20 protein-coding genes and 1 pseudogene are annotated in these 23,207 nt (G+C 70.5%); 13 read left to right on the top strand and 8 right to left on the bottom strand.

Annotation, left to right across the window (positions count from 1 at the left end; all coding sequences use genetic code 11):
* Positions 1 to 82: 82 nt before the first annotated feature.
* Positions 83 to 334, top strand: a complete 252-nt coding sequence (locus ACQEVC_RS36700; protein ID WP_432887409.1) for a hypothetical protein — start codon at positions 83 to 85, stop codon at positions 332 to 334.
* Positions 335 to 713: 379 nt separating this feature from the next.
* Here the strand turns inward: ACQEVC_RS36700 and ACQEVC_RS36695 are convergent, their stop codons facing one another.
* From ACQEVC_RS36695 to ACQEVC_RS36685, 3 genes are all read right to left on the bottom strand, one after another.
* Entirely contained in the window at positions 714 to 1,346 is a 633-nt protein-coding gene (locus ACQEVC_RS36695) for a DsbA family oxidoreductase (RefSeq protein WP_432887406.1), read from the bottom strand.
* A gap of 110 nt (positions 1,347 to 1,456) precedes the next feature.
* Positions 1,457 to 2,098 carry an NADPH-dependent FMN reductase gene (locus tag ACQEVC_RS36690; RefSeq protein WP_432887403.1) on the bottom strand — a complete coding sequence of 214 codons (642 nt, stop codon included), beginning with the start codon at positions 2,096 to 2,098 and terminating at the stop codon, positions 1,457 to 1,459.
* Positions 2,099 to 2,177: 79 nt separating this feature from the next.
* Positions 2,178 to 2,327 carry a hypothetical protein gene (locus ACQEVC_RS36685; protein WP_432887400.1) on the bottom strand — a complete coding sequence of 50 codons (150 nt, stop codon included), beginning with the start codon at positions 2,325 to 2,327 and terminating at the stop codon, positions 2,178 to 2,180.
* Between the two features lie 94 nt (positions 2,328 to 2,421).
* On the opposite strand from ACQEVC_RS36685, the gene ACQEVC_RS36680 reads away from it, so the two are divergent.
* From ACQEVC_RS36680 to ACQEVC_RS36670, 3 genes and pseudogenes are all read left to right on the top strand, one after another.
* On the top strand, positions 2,422 to 3,318 hold the full coding sequence (locus ACQEVC_RS36680; protein WP_432887397.1) for a helix-turn-helix transcriptional regulator: 897 nt from the start codon (positions 2,422 to 2,424) through the stop codon (positions 3,316 to 3,318).
* A gap of 220 nt (positions 3,319 to 3,538) precedes the next feature.
* Positions 3,539 to 3,655, top strand: a pseudogene (locus tag ACQEVC_RS36675) (cyclic-phosphate processing receiver domain-containing protein); the annotation flags it as partial.
* 199 nt (positions 3,656 to 3,854) lie between these two features.
* A complete protein-coding gene (locus tag ACQEVC_RS36670; protein WP_432887394.1) occupies positions 3,855 to 4,616 on the top strand; it encodes a hypothetical protein in 762 nt (253 codons plus the stop codon).
* A 359-nt stretch (positions 4,617 to 4,975) separates the two neighbouring features.
* Here the strand turns inward: ACQEVC_RS36670 and ACQEVC_RS36665 are convergent, their stop codons facing one another.
* A complete protein-coding gene (locus ACQEVC_RS36665) occupies positions 4,976 to 5,968 on the bottom strand; it encodes a MerR family transcriptional regulator (protein ID WP_432887391.1) in 993 nt (330 codons plus the stop codon).
* Positions 5,969 to 6,318: 350 nt separating this feature from the next.
* Between ACQEVC_RS36665 and ACQEVC_RS36660 the strand changes: the two genes are divergently transcribed.
* The gene (locus ACQEVC_RS36660) at positions 6,319 to 6,849 is read left to right on the top strand and encodes a hypothetical protein (RefSeq protein WP_432887389.1); all 531 of its coding nucleotides are present in this window, start codon (positions 6,319 to 6,321) and stop codon (positions 6,847 to 6,849) included.
* Between the two features lie 78 nt (positions 6,850 to 6,927).
* Here ACQEVC_RS36660 and ACQEVC_RS36655 read toward each other — a convergent pair whose 3' ends face one another.
* A complete protein-coding gene (locus ACQEVC_RS36655; RefSeq protein WP_432887386.1) occupies positions 6,928 to 8,100 on the bottom strand; it encodes an MFS transporter in 1,173 nt (390 codons plus the stop codon).
* Positions 8,101 to 8,348: 248 nt separating this feature from the next.
* A complete protein-coding gene (locus ACQEVC_RS36650; protein WP_432887383.1) occupies positions 8,349 to 8,951 on the bottom strand; it encodes a YdeI/OmpD-associated family protein in 603 nt (200 codons plus the stop codon).
* A gap of 372 nt (positions 8,952 to 9,323) precedes the next feature.
* Here ACQEVC_RS36650 and ACQEVC_RS36645 point away from each other — a divergent pair, with 372 nt between their 5' ends.
* The 5 genes from ACQEVC_RS36645 (at position 9,324) to ACQEVC_RS36625 (ending at position 16,783) form a co-directional block, all read left to right on the top strand.
* Positions 9,324 to 9,482 carry a hypothetical protein gene (locus ACQEVC_RS36645; RefSeq protein ID WP_432887380.1) on the top strand — a complete coding sequence of 53 codons (159 nt, stop codon included), beginning with the start codon at positions 9,324 to 9,326 and terminating at the stop codon, positions 9,480 to 9,482.
* A gap of 164 nt (positions 9,483 to 9,646) precedes the next feature.
* Positions 9,647 to 12,211: a DUF4135 domain-containing protein gene (locus ACQEVC_RS36640; protein ID WP_432887378.1), complete on the top strand. Its 2,565-nt coding sequence runs from the start codon at positions 9,647 to 9,649 to the stop codon at positions 12,209 to 12,211.
* A gap of 38 nt (positions 12,212 to 12,249) precedes the next feature.
* Positions 12,250 to 13,563, top strand: a complete 1,314-nt coding sequence (locus ACQEVC_RS36635) for a hypothetical protein (protein WP_432887375.1) — start codon at positions 12,250 to 12,252, stop codon at positions 13,561 to 13,563.
* 2 nt (positions 13,564 to 13,565) lie between these two features.
* The gene (locus tag ACQEVC_RS36630) at positions 13,566 to 14,957 is read left to right on the top strand and encodes a JmjC domain-containing protein (protein ID WP_432891910.1); all 1,392 of its coding nucleotides are present in this window, start codon (positions 13,566 to 13,568) and stop codon (positions 14,955 to 14,957) included.
* On the top strand, positions 14,954 to 16,783 hold the full coding sequence (locus ACQEVC_RS36625) for an FAD/NAD(P)-binding protein (protein ID WP_432887372.1): 1,830 nt from the start codon (positions 14,954 to 14,956) through the stop codon (positions 16,781 to 16,783). The genes ACQEVC_RS36630 and ACQEVC_RS36625 overlap by 4 nt, the downstream gene beginning before the upstream one ends.
* A 461-nt stretch (positions 16,784 to 17,244) precedes the next feature.
* On the opposite strand, the gene ACQEVC_RS36620 is transcribed toward ACQEVC_RS36625, so the two are convergent.
* Positions 17,245 to 18,642: a beta-xylosidase gene (locus ACQEVC_RS36620; protein ID WP_432887370.1), complete on the bottom strand. Its 1,398-nt coding sequence runs from the start codon at positions 18,640 to 18,642 to the stop codon at positions 17,245 to 17,247.
* A 90-nt stretch (positions 18,643 to 18,732) separates the two neighbouring features.
* Positions 18,733 to 19,743, bottom strand: coding sequence for a LacI family DNA-binding transcriptional regulator (locus tag ACQEVC_RS36615; RefSeq protein WP_432887367.1), 1,011 nt, complete (start codon positions 19,741 to 19,743; stop codon positions 18,733 to 18,735).
* Between the two features lie 402 nt (positions 19,744 to 20,145).
* Between ACQEVC_RS36615 and ACQEVC_RS36610 the strand changes: the two genes are divergently transcribed.
* From ACQEVC_RS36610 to ACQEVC_RS36600, 3 genes are all read left to right on the top strand, one after another.
* Positions 20,146 to 21,399, top strand: a complete 1,254-nt coding sequence (locus tag ACQEVC_RS36610; protein ID WP_432887364.1) for a sugar ABC transporter substrate-binding protein — start codon at positions 20,146 to 20,148, stop codon at positions 21,397 to 21,399.
* A gap of 131 nt (positions 21,400 to 21,530) precedes the next feature.
* Positions 21,531 to 22,370, top strand: coding sequence for a carbohydrate ABC transporter permease (locus ACQEVC_RS36605; protein WP_432887361.1), 840 nt, complete (start codon positions 21,531 to 21,533; stop codon positions 22,368 to 22,370).
* Positions 22,367 to 23,191: a carbohydrate ABC transporter permease gene (locus ACQEVC_RS36600; protein ID WP_432887358.1), complete on the top strand. Its 825-nt coding sequence runs from the start codon at positions 22,367 to 22,369 to the stop codon at positions 23,189 to 23,191. The genes ACQEVC_RS36605 and ACQEVC_RS36600 overlap by 4 nt, the downstream gene beginning before the upstream one ends.
* Positions 23,192 to 23,207 lie beyond the last annotated feature (16 nt).

Here is a 23,207-nt window from a genome sequence, read left to right as displayed (position 1 = left end):
GCCCGCCGCATGCCGTCCCTACCCGAGCAGCCCTGCAACCGGGGCGGCGACAGAAGAGCGGCCGGCCCAATACCCTCTCGACGTGATCTCCACCTGCCCTGAATGCGGTGCGCCGGGTGTGCCGCTGCTGTTTGGCCTGCCGGTTCCGGAAGCGCGTGATGCCGCCGACCACGGAGAGCTTGCACTCGGCGGCTGCATCGTCGAGGACGAGCCGCCCAATTGGCAGTGCCCACGGAACCACCGCTGGCAGGACAGCGACGAGAAGGCGTGGCAGGAACTACTACTCACCGTGCTTGAGGCGCATGGCTACAGCGACGCCGACACTGAGCCCTGAGAAGCCGCGCACCGTCTGCGGCAGATTAGTACGGTCTGTGCGGAGGTGCGGAGGACCGTGGAGTGAGCGCGGACGGGCCGGAGCTGCTGCCTGGCGGTTCCGTCAATGCTGTGGTGCGGGTGGGCGACACGGTGCGGCGACCGGTCTCGGCGTGGACGTCGGTGAGGCCGTGAGGCTGGTGCGACTGATCGCGGACGCCTACGGCCTGCGGACCTGACCGGGTGACACCAACCCCTTGCCAGGCAACGCCTTCACCGAGTTACGAGACGTCCTTCAGCCTATGGAGCCGCCTCTTGGGCGATCCGACCACTAGCGTCGCGACCGGCGGAGCGGGGCGTTGTGTCGTTCGGAGTCGTTGCTCGTCGTGGCCGGGGCGTCATTACCGGCCGCTGGCCTTCCTGAGCGCGTCGCCGAGCGCTTCGGCGCTGGTCACACCGACGATCAGGTCGCCGTTGTCGAAGACGAACCTCGGCACGGTGGTGACGCCATACCGCCGCGCTGCGGTCACTTGCTCACGTACTTCGGCGTGCCCCTCCTCGGAGGTGAGACAGTCCCGGACCCGGCCGCCATCCAAGCCGACCTGCTCGGCCAGCTCGGTGAGTTGGGTGTGGTCGGCGATGTTCACGCCATCGCGGAAGTACGCGTCGAAGAGCGCGGTAGTCAGTGCGGCCTGCATCGCGGCACCGTGCTGGTGCAGGGCGAGCCACCGCAGCCGGTGCGCGGTGAAGGTGTTGACCGCTATGGCACGGTCGAATCGGTACTCGATCCCTTCACTGGCACCGAGTCGTGTCATCTGTGTGAGCATCGCCTCGGCTTGTTCCGGACCGAACATCTCGACCACCGTGTCCATCAGTGGTCGGGGATCCTCGGGCGCGTCGGGCATCAACTGGTACGGACGATGGACGAGTTCGACGTCCGTTTCTGCACCGGCCGCGGCCACCGCTCGGTGGAACTGGTGCGTGCCGAGGCGGCACCACGGGCATGCGATGTCGTCGTATACCTCTACCTTCATCCTGGGTCCTTTCTCGTGCAGGTAGCGCGTCGGCGATCCGGGTGGCCTCTGCCATGACCTCGATCTGGAAGACGTCCATCTGAGGTGTCGGGCAGAGTAGAGCGCGTGGATCAGGTCGGCCCGGGCCGGGGATCGGCGCTCACGGTGGGGCCCCGTAGCGCTCGGAGGGCGTGGGACCGTGTGAGGACTTCGTCCAGCATGGTGTTCAGGGCGGTTTCGTGGTGTTCGCCGGGGGCGCAGACGCCTGCGTAGGTGGTGATGTCGGTGGCGTCGAAGCCGGTGAGGTCGAAGTCGGTATACGTGAGGAGTGCGACTTGGGGGTTCACGTCGGCGATTTTGATGTCGCCCATGATTTGTCGTAGTTGTGCCACGGCGCGGATGCCGCCGTTTACCCCGTGGCTGACGAACCCGGCTGCCTTGTGGTTCCATTCCGCGTACAGGTAGTCGATGGCGTTTTTGAGCGCGGCGGGCATGGAGCCGTTGTACTCCGAGGTGACGAACACGAACCCATCGAACCTGTCGATTGTGGCCGCCCACCGCTTGGTGTGTGGATTTTGGTACGAACCGGAGGCTGCGGGCAGGGGCTCGTCCAACAGCGGTAGCCCGTAGTCGGCCAGGTCGACGAGCTCGATGCTGGCCTGCCCCGCCTTGACGGCGGGATGCCGGCCCGCGACCTCGGTGACCCACCGGGCCACGGCCTCTGCCCGGCGCCCGGGGCGGGTGCTGCCCAGAATGATCGCGATCTGGATCACGAACCTACTCCCTTAGATCTTTCTCGCTCGGGCATGAACCGCTTGCTCGCCGCCAAGGTGGTGCCGACGCGGCTGCCGGTCACGAGCGCCTCGTGACCGCGCTCGTGAGACACCCCAGCGGGGTGACGTGCGGCGCGACCTCCGGGCCGACCGTGGCCAGCCACCCGAGCAGCCCGCGCAGCGGCGCCCCGTTCAGGGACGCGTGCCCACCGTCGGTGAAGGTGCTCATGCCTGCAAGCGTCCCGGCGCCAGGGGTGTCGGGCCAGGCTGCGGTTTCCCTAGCCTTGGCAGGGCTAGGCTCGCGTTGAATACAATCACCGCTGATGGGAGAGGCAGAGCTGGGCGCGTTTCTACGCGCGCACCGGGAGGCGGTCCCGCCGGCGGCGGTCGGGCTCCCGGACGGAACCCGGCGCCGTACACCCGGGCTGCGCCGGGCCGAGCTGGCCACGCTCGCCGGCGTCAGCGTGGATTACCTCACCCGGCTGGAGCAGGGGCGCGACCGCAGCCCGTCCGCCCAGGTCCTCGCCGCGCTCGCGCAGACGTTGGGGCTGTCCCGTGACGAGCGGATCCACCTGTACCGGCTAGCGAAGACCGCCGCCGGCGGCGGCGCATGCGACGCGGCCGCCACGACACCGGCCCGGACAGTGCGCCCGACCGTGCAGGCGCTGCTGGACCGGCTCGAGCCCGCACCGGCGCTGGTCGCCAACCAACCCGGCGACCTGCTCGCGTGGACGGCCGGGTTCGCGAGGCTGGCCGGCCCGACCGGGCTGCTGGAGGCAGAGCCGCCGAACCTGGCCCGATACATATTCACCCACCCTCGGGCGCACGATGCTCACCCCGACTGGGACACGCTCGCCGACGACCGGGCCGCCGCGCTGCGGACCGCGGCCGCGCTCGGCGACCCACACGCAGCGCTACTCGCCGAGGAACTGACCATCATTGCCGGCGCCCGCTTCCGCGACCGGTTCGAAGGCTCGGCCGCACTGCCCACGCGCACCGGCGTCGAGCGATGGGCGCACCCGCAGGTGGGGCAGCTCCGGCTGGCGTACGAGAACCTGCAGCTGCCCGACCCCGACGAGCAGCGGCTGATCGTCTACCTCGCCGCCGACGAGGCCAGCGCCGGCGCCCTCGACCGCCTCACCGACCATCACCCTGCCGCATCGAGTACGGCGGCTGGCTACCGATGCGGCGGCGACCACGATCCACGAGCCCGTCGCTAGCAAGCCGAGTACGGTGGGCGTTGCGGCGGTGAACGGGGGCCCGCCGGCAGGGTTCGTACGATCCGGCCAGTCGTGTGGGGCGGCCCGCCTCGAACCCTTGGTCAGGCTGGCGCTGGACCTGGTCGACGATCATCGCCGCCCGGCGGCCGTGACTTTCCCGGCGGTCGAGGACGGGTCGCTGTCGGACCGGCCGGCCGTGTGGGGCAGCCCGCTCCGAACCCACTCCGTCAACCCGGCCGGCGCCGCGAAGATCGCCCAGGTCTTACGGCACTGGGGGTATCGCGTCCGCGTCGCGTCGGGCTGCACGGACGTCGGCCATCTCGACGGCCCCGCGTGAGCTGACCGGCTCGAGCGCGCCGCCCGACGGCTGTCACACTCGGACGGCGGTAGAAGCGGATGGCTGACCTTGCCGACAAGGAGTGGCTGGATCGGGAATCATGACGGCGACGTAGCCGATCAGCATCGAGTCGGTGGATCTCGCGAGGGACCTCGCTATCTGATGGAGATTCGCTCTGGATGCGTACACACTCCACGGCATGCGTACGTCAGATGCGGACCTGGCCCTGCAGTGGCTGGCCGAGGCGGGGATAACACCGGTCGGCCCCGGCCGCTGGCTGGACAGCAAATCGTCTGGCGTGACGGAGATGTCGAACGACGACGTGGCTTTCGCCTGCGCGTACCCGATGGTTTTCGACGACGAATCGGGTCCGGTACGGCGTGTCCGCACCGCGTTGGGCCTGCTGGATCTGACCGGCGAGTTCGAGGTGCTGACCCATTTGAACGCGTACGTCGTCGACCATGCTGATCCGGCGGTCATCGACACGTTCTGGGCCGGCTGCCGTGCACGTATGGAAGTAGCCGATCCGATCGAGAATCTGCGGTTGTCCCTACGGACGTACTGGTTTGTCGGCGGCACTTCCAAGGCCGCCTTCGCTGCGATGATCGGCGACGACGTACGCCGTCTCGCGGCGGAGGATCGCCTGCCGCGGCTGGCCCACGGTCCGCTGCACCGCCGCGCCCGCCACGTACTGGAGGACTCGGGCACGGTTTGCTGGGCCGACAAGCACGACATCTTCCGAGCCGCCGCGACTGTCGGTGAGCTACACCCGGCGGTGTTCCACGGTCTGCTGGCCGGTTATCACGCGGTCTACGGCGACCTTCAACCGGCGGAGACGCTCACTCTGCTGGAACACCTGCGCCTTCCGACCGACGCCGAAGGCCTCGCCCAGCTGCGGGCAGTCCTACGCAAGGGCGCCAAAAGCCACTACGACGACCCCAGCCTGTGGAACGCCCAGTAGCGCCTGTATTCGCAGCTTGCCGAACATGGTCGGATGCCCGGTTCTCGGCAGTAGCGGATGCAGCCGAGCCCGCCTGCGGCCATCGCGCCGATCGGATCCGGCACGACGGTGGTCGGCATAGGTGACGAAGCACCGGCGACCTGGGGCTCCTGTCGACAGGGCGGTGCGCGACCCGACATGACGTGAGCTTGCCGTCCCGCCTTGAGCATCGAGCGCTGACCGCAGGAGGCTGGCCGGCCAGCAGGGATGGATCCGAAGCGACCCCGTGCTCGCCGGTCACTTCTGCAATGCGCAGGAATCCGGCCCGATGGGCCACATCGACTGGGGGTAGGCCAACCGGCTGAGCCGCGTACCGCCGATCAGGTAGCCGGTAGGGCGGACGCGCGCAGTGCGGCGGCCAGCCACTCGAACGGGAACCGTTCCGGCGGCGCGTTGTTCACGGCGGTGACCAGCGCCATGTACCGGTCGAACGGTCCCTCCGGCTCGGGCGGGGTGCGGTCCCACTCCGCGCCCGCCAGCATGTGGTCGGCCGCCTGGATCCGGAACTCGGGCGTGTCCGGCATCCCGGGGCTGTCCGGTGTCGCGAAGATGCCGGTCAGCCACCCGATCCACCGGTCGGCGATCTCCCGCCCCCGCGGCGAGTCCGGCGGCACCCGCTCCCGCGCCGCGTCCATCACCGCCTGGCCGATCGGCGTGGCCGCCTCCAGGGTGTCCAGCATCGGCGATGAGGTCATCAGCGGCCCGGCCCCGGTGGTGCACACCTCGTACAGCTCACGACGCACGGCCTGCCGGACCTCGGTGTTGCGGACCAGCTCGGCCAGCTCTATCCACGCCTCGAGCTGGGCTGCGGTGGGATGTTCGGGCAGCTCCGGCCGGGCTGCCCGCCACCACTCGACCATCCGCTCCGGCGGCTCCCAGCCGGTGGAGACGTCGGTCCAGAACTCGTCGATCAGCCGGTCGCGCTCCTCGTCCGGCATGCCGGCCAGCTTGTGCATCAGCGTGACCTGCTCGGCCGTGGAGTCCTGCCGCAGGATGGCCGACAGCACCGCGCGACGGCTGCGCAGCCGTGCCTCCTGCCGGGTCAGCAGAGCCAGGTGGGTGGCGGCCAGCTCGCGCAGCGTCGCCTCGCCGGCCAGCACCCGCCGGATCTCGTCCAGGCCGGCGTCGAGTTCCCGTAGCGTCCGGACCAGTTCCAGCCGGGCGATGGCCGACACGTCGTACAGGCGGTGGCCGGCCGGGGTACTGGCGGCCGGCGTTACGACACCGGCGTCGGCGTAGTACCGGACGGCGCTGACGCTCAGGCCGGTCCGCCGGGCGACATCCCCGATGGCGTACAGCTCGTTCATGTCCACGACGCCCACTATGCGATCTCAAGCGGCTTGAGATACAAGCCCCTAGTCAGGTCACCTGACAATCTCGGGAGACGGCCCAGGCTAGGTCGACCGGTCCACTCAGCCAAGATCACGTACCAGGTCATCAGCATGAGCGGACGCTGCGCGCCAGCCGTACGCCGCCACGCTCTGTGACCCCGCGCGCAGCCCGCCACCGCGCCTGCTCTGTGGCATGAGACGTCGTCACCACGTGAACCTTTCTCAACCTCCCCTTGCGGTCCGTCGGACCACAGCGTCGGACGCGGTGCGTGCGCGCCGCGCGGTTCAGGTTGAAAAGGGTTCACTGCTTGGAAGGCCGCTACGTTAGGCTCGTGGACGAGGAAGCGGACTACGACTACACCCAGAAGTCAGCGGACGCCGGCCGCATGGGGAAGGCGGCTGAACACTTGGTCGCGGCGTTCTGCATCCTTGCGACGCGAGGGGCTCTCAACGTATCCACCTCCCTCGTCGATGACGAGGGGGTAGACCTCGTGTTTCATCGGCGCGGCTCCACCAGAACGCTCGCCGTCCAGGTCAAGGCTCGGATGTCCGACAGCAAGCGCATCCAGTCGGAAGGCTTCGTCGCCTTCGTGCGGTCGCAGACGTTCGTCCCCCGAGAAGACCTGGACATGCTGTTCGTCGCGATCGACGTGGTCCATGGGATCGTGATGAAGGCATGGCTCGTTCCCAGCACGGTCTATGCGGAGACTCTCGGTGAGCCCAGTAGCAAGGGCCGGTATCGCTTCAGTGCGTCGATGAAGGACGGCTCCAACGACCGCTGGAAGCGGTACCGTCTCGAAGCACACGAACTGCCACCGGCGGTGCTGCGGCGACTGGAACAACTGGAAGCCGCGGAAGGTTAGCCGCAGTCCAGGGCTGACATCCCGTCCGGCAGGCACCAGCCGCACTGTGCCATGAGCGGATGCCCCTCCGTTGAAAGATCAGCGCTCTGTCATGGCTTGTGCCGGCCTGCGGCGAGCGACGGCGATCCCTGCGCTGCAGACAAGTGTGACGACAGCGAAGGCGGCGGGCAGGCCCACGGCTTCGGCGACAAATCCGGCCAGCGGCGGCCCGCCGAGATAGGCGATGTAGCCGACGGCGCTGACCCGCGCCGTCATCGCTGCCGCCCGGCCGGGAGTGGACCGGTTGGCGGCCTGGACGGCTAGCGGGAAGATCGGTCCGATGGCCAGTCCGGTCAAGCCGATGGCCAGGACCATGACTAAAGGCTGAGCGATCAGCAACCCGACGGTGATCAGGAAGGCGGTGGAGACGGCTGTTGTCGTCAGAAGCCGACCCTCGCCGAACCGGCTGAGCACGGAGTCGCCGATCGAGCGGGAGATGAACATCGCCAGATTGAAGATGGCCAGGGCGGTGGCGGCTGTGGTGTCCGATGCACCGAGATCGCGGCTGATGAGCAGGGCCGACCAGTCGGTGATCAGGCCTTCGACGAGCAGGCCGCAGACGGCGAGAGCCGCGACGGTCAGCGGAATGCCCCACCGTCCGGTTGGCGAGCCGGCGCGGGTATCCACGGACTGCCGTCCGGCGTCGCCATGGTCATGCGGCCACAGCGTTATAGCGCTGGCCAGAACGATGGCGGCAAGGACGGTCGCGACAATTGCGAGGTGTAGAGCTACGGTGGCACCGAGTCGAATTGCCACGACGCCACCTGCGGCTCCGGCAAGCACCCCGAGGCTGTATCCGCCGTGCATGCGAGACAGCACCCGGCGGCCGGATCGCTCCTGGCAGGTGATGGCGAGCGTGTTCATAGCGACGTCGAGGACGCCGCTCGCCGCGCCGAGCACCATCAGTATCGCGGTCAGTTGCCAGACGCCGCCGGCCACGCCGATCAATGGGAGCGCCGCGCTGAAGACCAGCGCAGTGACGACACAGACCCGGGCCGGCTCCATGCGGTGAAGGATCCGTCCGGCGAGTAGCAGCGCGGGAACGGAACCGGCGGCGACGCCGAACAAGGCAGCGCCTAGTTCGCTATCGCTCAGATCGAGGTGTCGGGCCACTTCTGGGATTCGCGGAGCCCAACTGGAGAGCACGACTCCATTGACGAAAAAGACGGCCCAGACACAACGTACGACGGAGCGGTTTTGTGCGACAAGCACGGCGACCCTCAGGCCGCCCTGTCGACTTCCGCCTTTCCCCCGGACGGTCAGGAGAGGCGAACCATTGATCTGGAACAGCTACCTTAGCAACGCCGTCGCCAGGTATCCACCGCAGCGGGCGCCGCACTGGCATCGGCATGACCGTGCGCAACACGCCAGCCAGGGCTGTCACCCTGTGTGACTTGTAGGCGACCTGTCACCGCGCCCGCTCGGCGGCACGTGAGTGCACTTGATCATGAAGATGTCGATTACGGCGAGGTCGGAGGCTTGGCCTTCTGCGGGTAGATCGTCTCGTGGCGGGCCAGCATGGCGACGAACTCGCCGATCTTTCGTTCACGGGTCTGCGCCCGTTTGACGGCATTGACGCGATGGATGAGGGCGAACCGGTTGGTTCTGGTGAGTACGTCGAACATGGCCTGGGCGGCGGGATCGGCGGCGATGGCGGCGAGGAGGTCGGCCGGCATCTCGGCTTCCGACGGTGGGGCGTAGGCGGCCGCCCACCGCCCGTCGGCCTTCGCGGCTTCCACCGCGGCGCGGCCCGGGGGCAGCATCCGCCCCTGTGCCTCCAGCCGGGCCACGTGGGCGACGTTGCGTTGTGACCAGGAACTGCGGGGCGTGCGAGGGGTGAACCGGATCCAGGAGGTCTCCTGATCCCGTCTGCGGGCCTGCCCGTCGATCCAGCCGAAGCACAGGGCCTCGTCGACCGCCTGCTGCCAGGTCAGCGTGGTGACTGTGCCGCCCTTCTTGGTCAGGGCGAGCCAGACGCCGGGCGACGTGGCGTGGTTGGCCGACAACCACGCGCGCAGCGCGTCGGCGTCTGCGACGATCAACTCATCCAGTTCGGCGCTCATGACGGCAGGCTAACCGCTCGCCGTGGCCGTGGCCGCGGCCGCTGCCTGTTGGCCTGTCCGACTTGCCGGGCTGCCGGCGCGCCGGTCGCTCGGCGGACCGCCGGGGCAGCACCTCGATGCTCAGGACGATCTCGACGTTGGGCCGGCGTTTCAGACTCCTCGTGTGGCTGTAGGCGCTCGCCGGGCCCCGCGGATGTCTGTGGGCTGGGGTCGGAGGGTCTGCGCGTGCCTGCGCGCGACAGATATGGCAGTCCATGGTCGATGGCGCTCTGTAAGCCAGATGAAAGCAGGTAGACAGCGCTTACGGCGAGACTGATTCCGTTTTCGGGTCCGGTCTTCGGTAGCCGGACCCTCGGTGAGAGGAGACGTGCCATGAGAAGCAGTGCGGTCCGGAAGACCACGACCAACAAGGCGGCATCGGGCAGCGCGAACCGGCTCAGTGTCATCGTCCGCGAGCTGGAGAAGACGATCCCGACCCGGACGAAGGCTGACCCGACCTCCTGCGCGCCGGGCGCCATGTACTGCGCCTGACCTCGGCGCTGCATGGCGACGGGGCAGCGGATTCTGGCGGCGATGAGCCAAGGTCCGCTGCCCGTCGATTTTGTCGATGCTGTTCTGCCGGTCCGACTCCGGGACCGGCGGAACAGCACCGGGCTTCGGCTGACCGAGGACGAGGGGGTAGCAAGGTGAGGGGTGTGCTGTGGGAGCCGTCGCCGACCGCTGTCGCGACGACGTCCCTGGCAACCGGACCCGCCAGGACCGACGCCCTGCCGCCGGTGGCCCGGGAGGTGCTGTCCGCAGTACGGGCCGGCACCGGAGGTGGCCTGTTCCCGCCGGTGGCCGCGCCGTCCCCGGATGGCGCGTCGTTGACGGCGACCCGTCGACTTGCCGGCGACGCCGATGCGTCCTGGTTGGCGTCCGTGCTGGTGGAGCCTCAGTTCGGCCCGCTGCTGGCATTGCTGGAACGGCTCGACCAGTGGTGCAGGCGTACCGCTCCGGGCTACCGCGAGGTGCTGCGGTCGGAACTGCTTACCGTGACCAACGCGGAGCTTTTCGGCCCCGTGGTCGCCGAGATGTTCGTGGCCTGTGCGGCCGGGAGGCTGACCCACACCCGCCGTCTCGCCGCCGAGGAGGCCGCACGATACGCCGCGTTCCTGGCGACATTCCTGCGACGGCTGCGCCGGGACATCGACGCGGGCTGGCCGGACCGGCCGGAGTTCCGCGGTCCGGTGGTGGAACTCCAGGCCCAGGGCGAGGAGACGCACAACGGCCGGCAACGGGTTCTGCGGGTACGGCTGCACGGCGGCGGGGCGGTGGCGTACAAGCCCCGCCCGGCAAACGGCGAGCTGCTCTTCCTGGCCCAGGGCAGCCCCGGCCGGGACGGCTCGGTGTTCGAGCTGCTGAACCGTTTGCCCGCGGTTTCCGGCCCTGTGCGGCTTCCGGTGCTGCGGTGTTGGCGTGGCCGAGGCCGGGATCGGCAGGCCTACCTCTGGCAGGAGTGGATTGACCACCCGGCCCAGTGGGGGACCCTGCGCCGTTCCGGCAGCCGTCGCCTGTCCGGTACCCGGCTCCCGGTACGCCAGGCCGGGGACTTCTGGCATCGGGCGGGTTCTCTGGCCGCGGCCTGTTTCGCCTTCGGGCTCGCCGACCTGTTCGAGCAGAACCTGCTCGCCGGCGCCCGGCCGGAGGACCGGACCCCGATGCTTTACCCGGTGGACCTGGAGGTCTACTTCTCTCCGGTGCGCCGGCTCTCCGAGACCGGCCTGGTGATGGATCCGGTCAACGGCGGGCACCACCACGTGGGCATCGAGCGCGAGGCACGCTGGTGCACGATCGCCGGTTCGCTGGAGTACCTCCGAGCCGGCTGCCAAGGCGGATACCAGCTCTGCCGCGCGGACCGGTCCTGGACCCGGCGGGAGGCCCGGTCGGTGGTGGCGGACAGCCGTGGCGGAATCGGCTACGGGCCGTACCTGACGGAGTTCCTGCGTGGCATGTTCGATCTCTGGACGCTCGCCTGCACACAGCGGGTCCGGATCGCCCGGTTCGTCGAGCGGCGTTGCCGGGACAATTTTGTCCGGGTTCTCGCCCGGCCGACCGTGGACTACCTCGACGCGATCCGCCGCCGCCGCTACTCGGGCGGCGGCGCGGCACCCCGGGCCGACGACCCGGCGATCCGGTACGGTACCGGCGAGCTAGCGCAGCTACGGGAGCTGGACGTGCCGTACTTCGTCCGCCCCGCCGCCGGCGGCCCGCTGCGCCGGCTCGCCCCGCCGAGCCACGGGTTCCGTACCCTGCCGGCCGGCACCCGGCTCGGCCCGGACCGCCGGTCCTCCCCGTCCGCCGCGGTGCGGACCGGTGCCGACCTCGACCTGGTCGCGCTGGGCGTCGCGTTGCGGGATGCCATCGAGTACGTCCTCCCCGACCTGCCCGGGCCCACCCTGACGGATCCGCGGCGGGGCGTCGAGGTACGGCTGACCGACGCGCAGCACGGCGAGGTCAGCTTCGACTGGCCGGAGCAGGGGCACCGGATTACCTTCGTCTGGACCGCCAACGTGGTACGGCTCCGCCTTGACCCGCTGTCGGTCATGGCGGAAGCGCCGAACGGGGCGGCCGGGTCGAACGCGCCGGAGCGGTCGGGCGAGGCGGTCGGACCGGCAGCGTCGGGCGAATCGGCGGAGCCGGACGTGCCCGACTGGGGGCAGGTCCGTGGGCGGCTGCTGCGGGTCCACCGGATTGACAAGGCCCTCCGGTCGCGGCTGGTGCATGGCCGCTCGGATCCGGCGCTGGCCGAACAGCTACGGACCCTGACCGACGCGGCCTCGGCCTGGCTCGGCGACGTGGTACGCCGATATGGGTGGCCGACCCGTGCGCTGGTCGGCCCGGCGGCGTCCGAGGCAGCCTGCCGGCTCGTCCAGCACGCGCAGGTCCCGATCGCACACCACCGGCGCTGTCTCCGACTGGTGCGGACCGCCGCGCGGCGCGGCGAGGTGCCGTGGCGGCAGGTGGCGTACCTGACGGACGCGCTGCGGGTCCGCCAGGGTCGTCCGCAACTGTTCGGCACGAAGTTCGTCGAGCGGGACGGCGTGCTGGTGCCGTACCCGATCGAGCGTCCGGAGACGGTGGACGAACGTCGCCGGCGGATGCGGCTGGAGCCGTTGGTTCGCTACGCACACCGGCTGCGGAACCGCTACCTGCCGAGTACCAACCGTCACGATCCATTGAGGACGAGCGAGGAGGCGCCGTGCGGGTGCGGAGTGTGACCGGGTCGCCGACCACTCGGTCGCCTGCCGGCGGGAGTGTGGCCCAGCCTTCCGGCGCCCGCTCGTCGACGGTGCGGCCCGAGACCTCGCCCGTTGACGGGCCGACCGTTGACGGGCCACACGTTGACGGGCCGTCCCTTGACGGGCCACACGTTGACGGGCCGACCCTCGACGGGCCGACCCTTGACGACTGGGCCGGGTTCGCCGAGCGGTGCTGGAACGTCGCCCCGGCGGTCGTACCGATGGCAGCGCCGCTGACCGTCCCGGACGCGTACCGGATGATCGCCGAGGCGAGCGCGCCGTTCCGCGCGGGTACCCGGTTCCACGTCCTGCCCGACGTGCGGTTCGGCACCGCCGGCGGCCGGATCCGCGCGCCCGGCGACCTCCTGCCCGGTGCCGCCGACACGGATCCCGACAGCTACCGCAGCCGGCTCGGCGCCGAACTAGCCGGACAGGGTTGGCTGCTCGACGTGGAGCAGCCGCTGTTCGGGGACTTCGCCGGGTGGCTCCGGGTCCGGAACAGCATCGACGGACTCTGGCGACGGGTGGGGTTCCCGGTCGTACCGGTCCGGGCCGAGTTGGCCTTCGGGAACGGGGTGACCCGTACCGGCGGGCTGACCCGGGACTCTCGGCACGCGGTGCTGGTCTGGGTACTGCGCGGTCGGCTGGAGGTCCGGGTAGCCGGCGCGGTGCGGTGCCGGGCCGGGGCGGGGGACCTGGCGTACTGGCCGGCCGGGCTTCCCTACGCCGAGACCTTCGCCGACGACTGCCTGACCCTGCTGCTCCGGGTGCCCAGCGACTCCCGACTCGCGGTAGGCGCGGTGCACGACACCGCCGTCGAACTGGCCGGCGACGGTCCGGCCACCGACGAGGTGGTGCCGTACCTGCCGGTGCCGCCGCCGGACGGAATCGGCCCGGTGCCGATGGCGGACCCGCTGGCCCGGGCCGCCACCGCGGTACGGGAGCTGAGCACGGCGGCGGAACTGACCCGTACGTTACGGGTCCGCTGGGCGGCCCGGGTCAGCGCGGGCGGCCTCGAACCCGTACCGCCGGCCAGGGAACCGGTCCAGCTCTTTGCCCGAACCGTGGTACGGCGTACCGCCGAGGTGGTCCGGATGCGCGAGGTCCGGTCCGGCTGGATCTGGGCGGTGCACGGGCATGCGTTCGTCGTACGCGGCGCCGCTCGGTCGCTGCTGCGTCGACTCCCGCTCGGCGTCCCGGTCCGGGTCGCCGACGTATCCGGCCCGTCCGGGGACGGTACGCCGGATCCGGGTGCGCTGGCCCTGCTGACCACCCTGTACCGGCTGCGGGGCATCGAGGTGCTGGACGCACCGGCGGGGGAGGAGCCGTGAGGATGCCCGACCTGGCGGTGGTCGACGGCGACCTGAACTGGGACACCTTCGTCTCGTCCTACTGGGATTGCCGGCCGGTGCTGTATCGGGGGGTGTCGAACCCGCCGTTCGACGAGACGGCGACCTTCCGAACCGCGGTGCGGGCGGCCGAGCCGTCTCGCAACGGACCGGCGCTCACCCCGAACGCGCAGTTCACCGTCGAACGACTCCAGCGGGTCGAGGCAGGGGACCAGTTGCCGGTCGACGACGACGGGTCGTTCGACGGCTACCAGGAGCGGCTGGCTGTCCTGCTCGGCGGACGACGGTACGCGTTGGTGATGAACTGCTTCCACGCCTTCGACTACGGACTGTGGAGCCGGCAGCGGTCGTTCTTCGCGCCGCTCTGGCAGCGGGTCGGGCTGCCGTACGTCAGCGCGATCACCACGATGTTCCACGGCACGTACGAGCACAGCCCGGTGGGCGTGCACCGGGACCGGTACGGGACGTTCATGCTCGGCCTGCGCGGCCGCAAACGGATGCGGTTCTGGGCCGACCGGCCGTGGTCCGCGCCGGTGACGACGGTGCTGGACTACGACGGCTACCGCCCGGAGTCCTTCGCCGTCGAGGTCGGCCCCGGCGACCTGCTGTACTGGCCGGCGAGCTACTACCACGTTGGCGAGAGCGCCGGGGCGGAGCCGGCGACCAGTGTCAACGTGGGGATTCCCCGGGAGGCCTCGGGTGTGCTGGCGGCGCCGGAGCTGTTTGCCGACGTCGACCCGGTCCGGATCGGCGACTCGACCGCCGGCCTCGACCAGCTCGAACCGGTGCCGGCCGCGCCGTACGCCCCAGGGCCGGGACCGGACGGACGGCTGCCGGACGCGCTGCCGGCCAGCCTCCGGCAGGCGACCGCCGCGCTGCGCGACCTCGCCCACGGCGGTGGATTGCGGGATCGGACGACCGCGCTGTCGCTGCGGTTCTGGACCGCCGGCGGCTTCCGGCCGGTGCCGGCGCCGGCCCCACCGCGCCGGCTCGACGACTCCACCCCGGTGCAGGTGGCGCCGCAGGTTCCGCTGCTGTGGTCGCCCGCCGGGACCGGGACGATGCTCGCGGCGAACGGGCATGTCCTGCACACCGCCGTCCGGCCGGCCGGGGTGCGGCGACTGCTGGCATCGCTGGCCGGTGGTCGGGTGGTGCGGGTCGGCGTACTCCTCGACGACCTCGTCCGTGGCGCGGGTTCGGGAAGGGCCCGCCCGGAAGCAGCCCGTCCGGACCGTCCCGCACCGCTGCCGGCCACCCGGGAAGGCGTACGCGAGCTGCTGGCTCTGCTGGTCGGCTGTCATGGGCTGGTGCCCGTACCGGACAGCGGAGGTGCGGAGGCGCCCGTACCGGACGGTACCGCACCGGGGGACCGGTGACCGGGGCGCCGGTGACCGTGGCGGTGGTCGGCGCCGGGCCGCGGGCGGTGGGTCTGATGGAGCGACTTGGCGCGAGCCGGTCGGAACTGCTGGGGAACGGGCCCCTCGACGTACACCTGGTCGATCCGTATCCGGCCGGGTCGGGGCGGGTCTGGCGGGTCGACCAGTCGGCACTGTTGAGGTTGAACACTGCGGCCGGCAACGTCACGATGTTCACCGATCCGAGCGCGACCTGCGCCGGTCCGGTTCGGTCCGGTCCGACCCTGGCCCAGTGGGCCTGCATCGGGGCCGAGGACTTCGCCACCCGGGCGACGCAGGGCCGCTACCTGAGCTGGGTGTGGGAGCGGGCCGTGGAGCAACTCGGCCCCGCCGCCCGGGTCCGCGTCCACCCGACCCGGGTCCGGGCGCTGCGGGGCGACCGCCGGGGGCAGCAACGGCTCTACCTGGACGGCGGCACCGAGCCGCTGCTCGCCGACGTTGTGGTGCTCGCGGTCGGGCAGTTGGGCGCGGAGCTCGATCCCGAGCAGGTCCGGCTGCGGGACTTTGCCGCCCGGTACAACCTGACCTACCTGCCACCCGGCAACCCCGCCGACGCTGACCTCAGCGCGCTCGCGCCCGGTGAACCGGTACTGGTGCGCGGGTTGGGCCTGACCTTCGTGGACCTGATGGTGCTGGTCACCGAGGGACGGGGCGGCGAGTACCACCGCGACGGCGGGGGTGTGCTGCGGTACCGGCCGTCGGGTCGGGAGCCACGCCTGCTGGTCGGGTCGCGGCGTGGCGTCCCACACCTGGCGAAGTTCGGGTACCGGCTGGCCGGCGAACCGCCGACGTTACCCCGGTTCTTCGAGGCCGGGGCGCTGCTGGACGCGGAACGCCCACTCGACTTCGCCACCGCGGTGTGGCCGGCGATGGCCAAGGAGTTGGGCTGGGGCTACTATCACGAGCTGTTCAGCACGCATCCGGAGCGCACGGCCCTGCCCCTCGCCGAGTTCGCCGACCGGTACGCCGCACTCGACTGGTACTCCGCCAGGCGCGTCGAACTGGTCCGTCGAGCCGTACCGGACCGGGCCGACACGCTGGACCTGGCCCGCCTGGACCGGCCGCTCCGCCGGATCCGTGCCCGGTCGCTGGCCGAACTTCAGCCGTACCTGCGCCGGTGGCTGACCCGGTCGGCCCGCCGCCGTACCGACCCCGCCCGCAGCGGCGACCTCGGCGGGCTACTCGCCGCCATGTCCGTGTGGGGTGAGCTGGACCGGCTCGCCTCGGCCGGCCGGTTCTCCGCCGAATCGGTGCGCACCGAGGTGCAGGGTTGGTGGCCAGGCCTCCTCGGCCACCTCGCCACCGGGCCGCCCGCTCACCGGCTCGAGCAACTGCGTGCGGTCGCCGATGCTGGCGTGGTTTCGTTCCTGGGCGAGCGGATGTGGGTGTCGCCCGACGACCGCCGACGGGTGTACCGGGCGGGCGCTGCCACGACCCCGGAGACCGTCGGGGCGCGTGTCCTGGTGGAGGCACGCCTGCCGACGGCCACCCTGGACCGGTTCGCCGATCCGTTGCTGCGCGACCTGCGGGATGTCGGCGACGTCGTACCGGCGGTCGTGGACTGCGGCGGGGTGCTGGTGCCCACCGGCCGCCTGCGGGTGGCGTCGGCCGATTCCCGGATCATCGACCGGACCGGGACCGCACATCCACGCCGGTTCGCGCTCGGCCCTTACACCGACGGCCGGCACGCGATGGCGTTCGCACCGCCGGCTGTCGACGCCCCGACCTTCCGGCACAACGACGCCGCCGCCCGAGCGATTCTGGACGAGTTGCGCCGGTCGTCCTGACCCCTGGGTCCGGTACGACCTCGTCCCCTCCCGGTAGCCCTCGACGTGGAGACCGCGCCGGTGTCCGCCGACACCCTCGACAACAGCATCGACCTCCCACCGAGCGCAGGTCGAACCCGCCCTGGCCCGATGAAGTGCCGCAAGACCCTCCGGCGACCGGGGAAGCGGACTCGGGTCACGCGCCGTACCACTGGTCGAGCCCGCGCACGGCGGCCTGCTGGTGTTGAACACCCGGCCGGCAGGTGCTGGACCGCCTGGGATGGCGGCCCAGCGCCGTGCTGCGGTGGCGTCAACGGCCCCACCGCCGCCAGGTCTGGTGGGGCGGGCCGGCTTGGCTGGCCGCGTCGTAGGTCCATCGGTGGACCCGCGCCCGCGCCGGGGTCGAGGTCCCGCTCACGTCCACGCGCTTGCCGCCGGCCGGGCGACGAGCTGGTAATCGTGCGCGTCGTTGCCGTCGGACGTCACCTCCGGGATTGCTGGGCGACGGACTGGAAGCCGCTGGCCGACGGGGGCAGCAGCGTGAGGGTGAAGGTCTCGTCGGCGTTGGTATGCGGCAGGTTGATCGTCGTGGCGTTGTTGGACAGCGTCACCACCGAGTTCTGGATGGTTACCGGGCCTTGTACCGCGCCGCCGCCGTTGTACGGGATCCGCTGTGCGAGGACCCGTATCTGGTTGTTCTGCACGAGGCCGCTGGTGGTGTCCAGGCGTTGCAGGTTGACCGCGATGTTGCCGGTGGTGCCGCCACCGCCGACGAGGATCTTCCCGACCCCGGTCGCCTTGGTGGCGAAGGCGTCGTACGCGCGGCTGGGTGTGACGGACGCGATCTGGCCGGTCTGTGAGCCGTAGAAGCGGTAGACCCACCACTCGCCCTTGGGCTGGTGCTGACCGGCGGAGTTGCGTACGAGCAGGTTGCCGAGGTCGTTGTGCAGGTTTCCGCTGCTGGCCCAGTTGGCGCGTAGCCCGTCGGCGCCGGCGCGTTCCAGTCGGGCGATGTACCAGGATCCGTCGCCCGGGTTCTGCTCGCTCGGCGAGCCGTATTCGTTGATCTGGTAGGGACGTGGGTGCGGGATGCCGCGCGAGTCGAGGGTGGTGTTGGCCGCCGCGACGTTGGCCACCGGGTCGCCGGGCAGGCTGTGCCAGCTGATGATGTCGGGCACGGTGTTGGTGGACCTGATGAAGTCGAGGTACTGGCCCCACCAGGCGCCGGTCGTGGTGGGGACGCAGGCACAGCTCGGGCCGACGATCAGTTGGCTGGGGAACGCGGCGCGGAGCCGCTGGTAGGTGCGGCGCCACAGCTCGAAGTACTGGGCCTGCGGGCGGTTCCAGAACAGACCGAGGTTCGGTTCGTTCCAGATGTCCCACTGCACGGTGATGCCGGCCGCCCGGACGTCGTTGATCAGCCGGGTGAGGAAGGCGTCGTAGTCGGTCCAGTTGCCGTTGTCGCCGGGGAAGCGGGAGATCGGGTACCCGTCGGCGCCCCACAGGTCGTGCGGGAGCAGGATGAACTGTCCGCCGAGGGCGATCGTGCGGCGTGCCTGGGCCAGGGTGGAGTTCCAGCGGCGGTCGTAGCGGCCGGAGACCCAGCCGCCCGGGCTGTCGAGCTGTGCGCCGCCGGCGCGCATGTACCGGAACTTCACGTCCCGGTAGAAGTTGTCGGCCGGCCCCGATGCGTTCTCGGTCATGCCGTAGATCCAGCCCGAGGCGCGGTAGGTCGGGGAGCCGCCGGCTATCGAGAAGTTGACGGTGATGGACTCGTCGGCGGCCTGTGCGGGTGCGGCGTGGGGGACGAGGGAGACGGCGAGGATGCCGACGGCGAGGGTGCCGAGCCGTCTTGCTCGGCGTGGGGTCGCGGGGGTCACGGTGGCTCCTTCGGGTGTGGGGGTGGACGGGTGCCGGGCAGCCGGGAGCGCGGGGCGAGCTAGTGGCGCGTCCCGGGCGGATCTTGGGGGTTACCTGGTGGGTGCCGGTCCGGTGCTTTCGCGTAGCGAGATCGGCGGGGTGAGCAGCAGGTGGCGGGGCGGCGCGTCGGGTGTGGCGATGCGTTCCAGGAGTAGGTCGACCGCGTGGTTGCCCATCTCGGTCGGCACGTCGGCGGCGGTCAGCGGGGGGCGGAAGTCCTCGGCCCAGTGCCGTGCGGCGACGCCGGCGATCGACATGTCCCTGGGCACGGTGATGCGGGCACGTTCGAGGGCGCGTTGGATGCCGGGCAGCGCGGCCTCGTTGATCGTGGCGATGGCGGTGACGTCGGGGTGCTGGTCGCGTAGCTGTTCGAGGCAGGCCTCGCCGCCGGCGGCGTCGTCGGCGCAGCACAGGTCGACGCCGGTCAGGCCGCGTTGGGTGATGGCCTCGGTGAAGCCGGTCAGGGCACGCTGGGCCGGGCCGTAGCCGGCCGCGACCAGTTCCGTGGACCGGTTGATCAGGGCGATGTGGCGGTGGCCGAGGTCGGCCAGGTGGTGCACGCACCGGGCGATCAAGGTGGTGTAGTCGACGTCGACCCAGCAGGTGCCGTGCGGGTGGGCGGTGTGCCCGATCGTGACGAACGGCAGGCCGGTCTGCTGCAGCCGGGTGACGCGTTCGTCCTCCAGACGGATCTCCATGAGGATCACACCGTCGACCCGCCGGCCGCTGACGATCCGTTCGAAGGAGCGGTCGTGGTCGCCGCCGGAGGGGGAGAGCAGCACGTCGAGGTCCGCGCGGGCGGCGGCCTCGACCACGCTGGCGACGAAGCCGAGTTGCATGTCGGTCAGCCGCAGGCTGGCCGGGGGGATGACCAGGCCGAGGGTGCGGGTGCGGCCCTCTTTCAGGGCGCGGGCGGCGGCGTTGGGCCGGTAGTCCAGCTCGTCGATGACGGCCTGGATGCGCTGGCGGGTCTGCTCGGAGACGAACCGTTTGCCGCTGAGGGCGTACGAGACGGTGCTGCGGGACACCCCGGCCCGGCGGGCGATCTCGCCGATGTTCATCTCGCACTCCTCACGAATCGGTTCGGCGCGGCGCGACGTACGAGGAGCTTGACGTAGCGCCGGGATGGTCCGTCTCTGGGGGCGGCAGAAGTGGCGAATCGGTTCGTTGGCGAGCCTAGGACTCGCCTCTCAGCCGTGTCAATATGGTGTCGTCCGGGTAACGGCCCGTGCTTCTGGGGCGAGGTTAGGCCAATCCAGCCCCTTGACCGGCGACGAGCGGCCGTCCTATGTTCTGGCGAACCGATTCGCCGAACCGATTCGCTCACACTGACGATCTGGCACGTCCGCCGCGTCCGACCTGGGCCGGCCGCTGCGCACCCGGCGCCGTGCAGACGCCGTTCTGCCGCCGTTCCGGCTGGCCCGCCAGCCCTCGCACTGGTCCAACGTCAAGAGGGGCATCACATGAAGACATCCTCCAGCAGGTGGCGCACCGTGGGCGCCGCGCTGGTCGCCGTCGCGGTCGCGGGTGGCGCGACCGCCTGCTCGTCCTCCGACGGCGCGTCCGACGGATCCGGGGGCGGCAGCTACGCCATCTGGGACCCGTATCCGCAGTTCAACGACGACTCCGGGTGGGTGAAGCTGCTCAAGGACTGCGGCACCTCCGCTGGGGTCACGGTCGAGCGGACCGGCTACGACACCACCGACCTGACCAACAAGGCCCTGCTGGCCGCGCAGCAGGACAACTCGCCGGACGTACTGATCATCGACAACCCGGTGGTCTCCACGCTCGCCGAGGCGGGGGCGCTCACCGCGACCGAGGAGACGAAGCTCGACACGTCGGCGATGCAGCCGAACCTGCTCGGCGCCGGACAGGTCGGGGGCAGGACGTACGGCGTCCCGATCGGCGCGAACACCCTGGCCCTGTACTACAACAAGGACGTACTGACCGCGGCCGGCGTGGACGTCGCGAAGGTGGTGGACTGGCCGTCGCTGACCGCGGCGTTGGCCAAGGTCGACGCCGCCGGGAAGAAGGGAATCACGTTCGCCGCGATCGGCACCGAGGAGGGCAGCTTCCAGTTTCTGCCGTGGTTCTGGGGCTCGGGCGCGCGGCTGACCGCGCTGGACTCGCCGCAGGCGGTCTCGGCGCTGACACTGTGGACGGACTGGCTGACGAAGGGGTACGCGCCGAACTCCGTCATCAACAACACCCAGACCACGAGCTGGCAGGAGTTCGCCAGTGGTGACTACGCGTTCGGCGAGAACGGCACCTGGCAGCTGGCCAACGCGGAGAAGCTCGACTTCGAGTACGGAATCATCCCGATCCCCGCCAGCGGCGGCGGCACGGCGCCGGCTCCCACCGGCGGGGAGTTCGTCTCGATCCCCGTGCAGAGCGACACCGGCCGGTACGCGACCTCGGAGAAGCTGGTCGGCTGCCTGACCAGCGCCGACAATCTGCTGACCACCGACACCACGCTGTCGTACATCGCACCGGTCGCGGCCGTGCAGGACAAGCAGGTCGCGGCCAACCCCGACCTGTTGGTCTGGGTCGACGCGGTGGGAGCCGCCAAGGGACGCACCGGCGACAACCTGGGCACCAGGTACCCGAAGATCTCCGAGCCGCTGTGGACCGCGGTGCAGGCCGCGCTCAGCGGCGCGAAGGCGCCGCAGGAGGCACTGTCCGCCGCGCAGACCACCGCCGCCGCCGCGACCAGGTAGCGATGGCCAGCCACCCGACGCTGGTGTCAGCGCGCCGTGCTGGGGCGGCGACCGTCGCCCCGCCCGCGCGCCCGGGGCGCCGCCGGCATCGATCCGGCGGCCGGTGGGCGGCGTGGGCGTTTCTGGCCCCGGTGACCGTCTACCTGCTGGCGTTCTACGCCTACCCGCTCTATCGCAACGTCGAGCTGAGCCTGCGCGACTACACCGTCCGGTCATTCGTCCAGGGCGGCGCCCCGTTCGCCGGGCTGGACAACTACCAGACGGTCCTGTCCGACCCGACCTTCGGCCCGGCGCTGCTGCACACGGTGGTCTTCACCGTCGTGTCACTGGCCTTCCAGTTCACCATCGGCCTGGCGCTCGCGGTCTTCTTCTATCAACACTTCCCGCTGTCGCGTACGCTGCGGGCGCTGTTCCTCGTACCCTGGCTGCTGCCCTTGATCGTGTCCGCGTCGACCTGGTCGTGGATGCTCAACAGCGACGCCGGCGTGGTCAACGCCGCGCTCGGCGTGGTCGGCGTCGAGCCGGTCAACTGGCTCACCTCGCCGCGGTGGTCGCTGGTCTCGGTGATCATCGCGAACGTCTGGATCGGCATCCCGTTCAACCTGGTCGTGCTCTACAGCGGCCTGCAGGCGATCCCGGCCACCCTCTACGAGGCGGCGGCGCTGGACGGCGCGACCGGACCGCAGCGGTTCTGGCGGATCACGTTTCCGCTACTACGCCCGGTGTCGGCGATCTCGCTCCTGCTCGGGCTGATCTACACGCTCAAAGTCTTCGACATCATCTGGATCATGACCAGGGGCGGCCCGACCGACTCCTCCACGACCTTCGCCACCTGGTCGTACCGGCTCGGGTTCGGCAACCTGCTGCCCGCGTTCGGGCCCGGCGCGGCCGTGGGCAACCTGTTGATCGTCATGGCCCTGGTCGCCGGGCTGGTCTACATCCGGCTCCAGCGGAAGCAGCACCCGCGATGAGGCAGCCGACCCGACGAACGTGGTGGAAGACCGGCGTCGGCCTCGCGCTGACCGCGCTGATGCTCTTCCCCGTCTACTGGATGATCAATGTGTCGTTCACCCGCGACCGCGACATGCGGGCCGACCCGCCGCACCTGTTCCCCGTGGACGGGACGCTCGAGGGGTACCGGGCGGTGCTCGACCAGCAGTTGCCCTACCTCGGTACCAGCCTGCTGGTCGGGCTCGGTACCGTGGCACTGACCGTGGCCCTCGCCGCTCCGGCCGGGTACGCGCTGGCGAAACTGCGGCCGGCTGGCGGCGGCGCGCTCAGCTTCGTACTGCTGGTCGCGCAGATGATTCCCGGGATCATCATGGCGATGGGCTTCTACGCCATCTACCTCCACCTCGGCGTGCTCAACTCGGTACCCGGCCTGATCCTCGCTGATTCGACGATCGCGGTGCCGTTCGGCGTGCTGATCTTCACCGCGTTCATGTCCGGGATACCGGAGGAGTTGATGCAGGCCGCCGTGGTCGACGGGGCTGGCCGGCTACGCACGTTCTGGTCGGTGGTGCTACCGGTCAGCCGCAACTCGATCGTCACCGTGTCGCTGTTCGCGTTCCTGTGGGCCTGGTCCGACTTCGTCTTCGCGTCCACTCTCGACGGCGGAGGCGAGCACCAGCCGATCACGCTCGGCATCTACCAGTACATCGGCAACAACAACCAGCAGTGGAACGCCATCATGGCCACCGCCGTGGTCGCCTCCATCCCCGCCACCATCCTGCTGGTCCTCGCCCAGCGGTACGTCGCCGCGGGCGTGACCGCCGGCGCGGTCAAGGACTGACACCTGCACTGCGCAC

It is taken from the genome of Plantactinospora sp. CA-294935, assembly GCF_050936445.1.
Taxonomy (GTDB): Bacteria; Actinomycetota; Actinomycetes; order Mycobacteriales; family Micromonosporaceae; genus Plantactinospora.
Note: the sequence above shows the minus strand (reverse complement) of the source record. Positions and strands in the feature narration are given on the sequence as shown.

Bases quoted from the DNA above. Each gene is read 5' to 3' on its own strand.
- ACQEVC_RS36680 (WP_432887397.1), top strand. From the start codon at position 2,422: ATGGGAGAGGCAGAGCTGGGCGCGTTTCTACGCGCGCACCGGGAGGCG.
- ACQEVC_RS36670 (WP_432887394.1), top strand. From the start codon at position 3,855: ATGCGTACGTCAGATGCGGACCTGGCCCTGCAGTGGCTGGCCGAGGCG.
- ACQEVC_RS36695 (WP_432887406.1), bottom strand. From the start codon at position 1,346: ATGAAGGTAGAGGTATACGACGACATCGCATGCCCGTGGTGCCGCCTC.
- ACQEVC_RS36650 (WP_432887383.1), bottom strand. From the start codon at position 8,951: ATGAGCGCCGAACTGGATGAGTTGATCGTCGCAGACGCCGACGCGCTG.
- ACQEVC_RS36615 (WP_432887367.1), bottom strand. From the start codon at position 19,743: ATGAACATCGGCGAGATCGCCCGCCGGGCCGGGGTGTCCCGCAGCACC.
- ACQEVC_RS36685 (WP_432887400.1), bottom strand. From the start codon at position 2,327: ATGAGCACCTTCACCGACGGTGGGCACGCGTCCCTGAACGGGGCGCCG.
- ACQEVC_RS36645 (WP_432887380.1), top strand. From the start codon at position 9,324: ATGAGAAGCAGTGCGGTCCGGAAGACCACGACCAACAAGGCGGCATCG.
- ACQEVC_RS36630 (WP_432891910.1), top strand. From the start codon at position 13,566: ATGCCCGACCTGGCGGTGGTCGACGGCGACCTGAACTGGGACACCTTC.
- ACQEVC_RS36600 (WP_432887358.1), top strand. From the start codon at position 22,367: ATGAGGCAGCCGACCCGACGAACGTGGTGGAAGACCGGCGTCGGCCTC.
- ACQEVC_RS36610 (WP_432887364.1), top strand. From the start codon at position 20,146: ATGAAGACATCCTCCAGCAGGTGGCGCACCGTGGGCGCCGCGCTGGTC.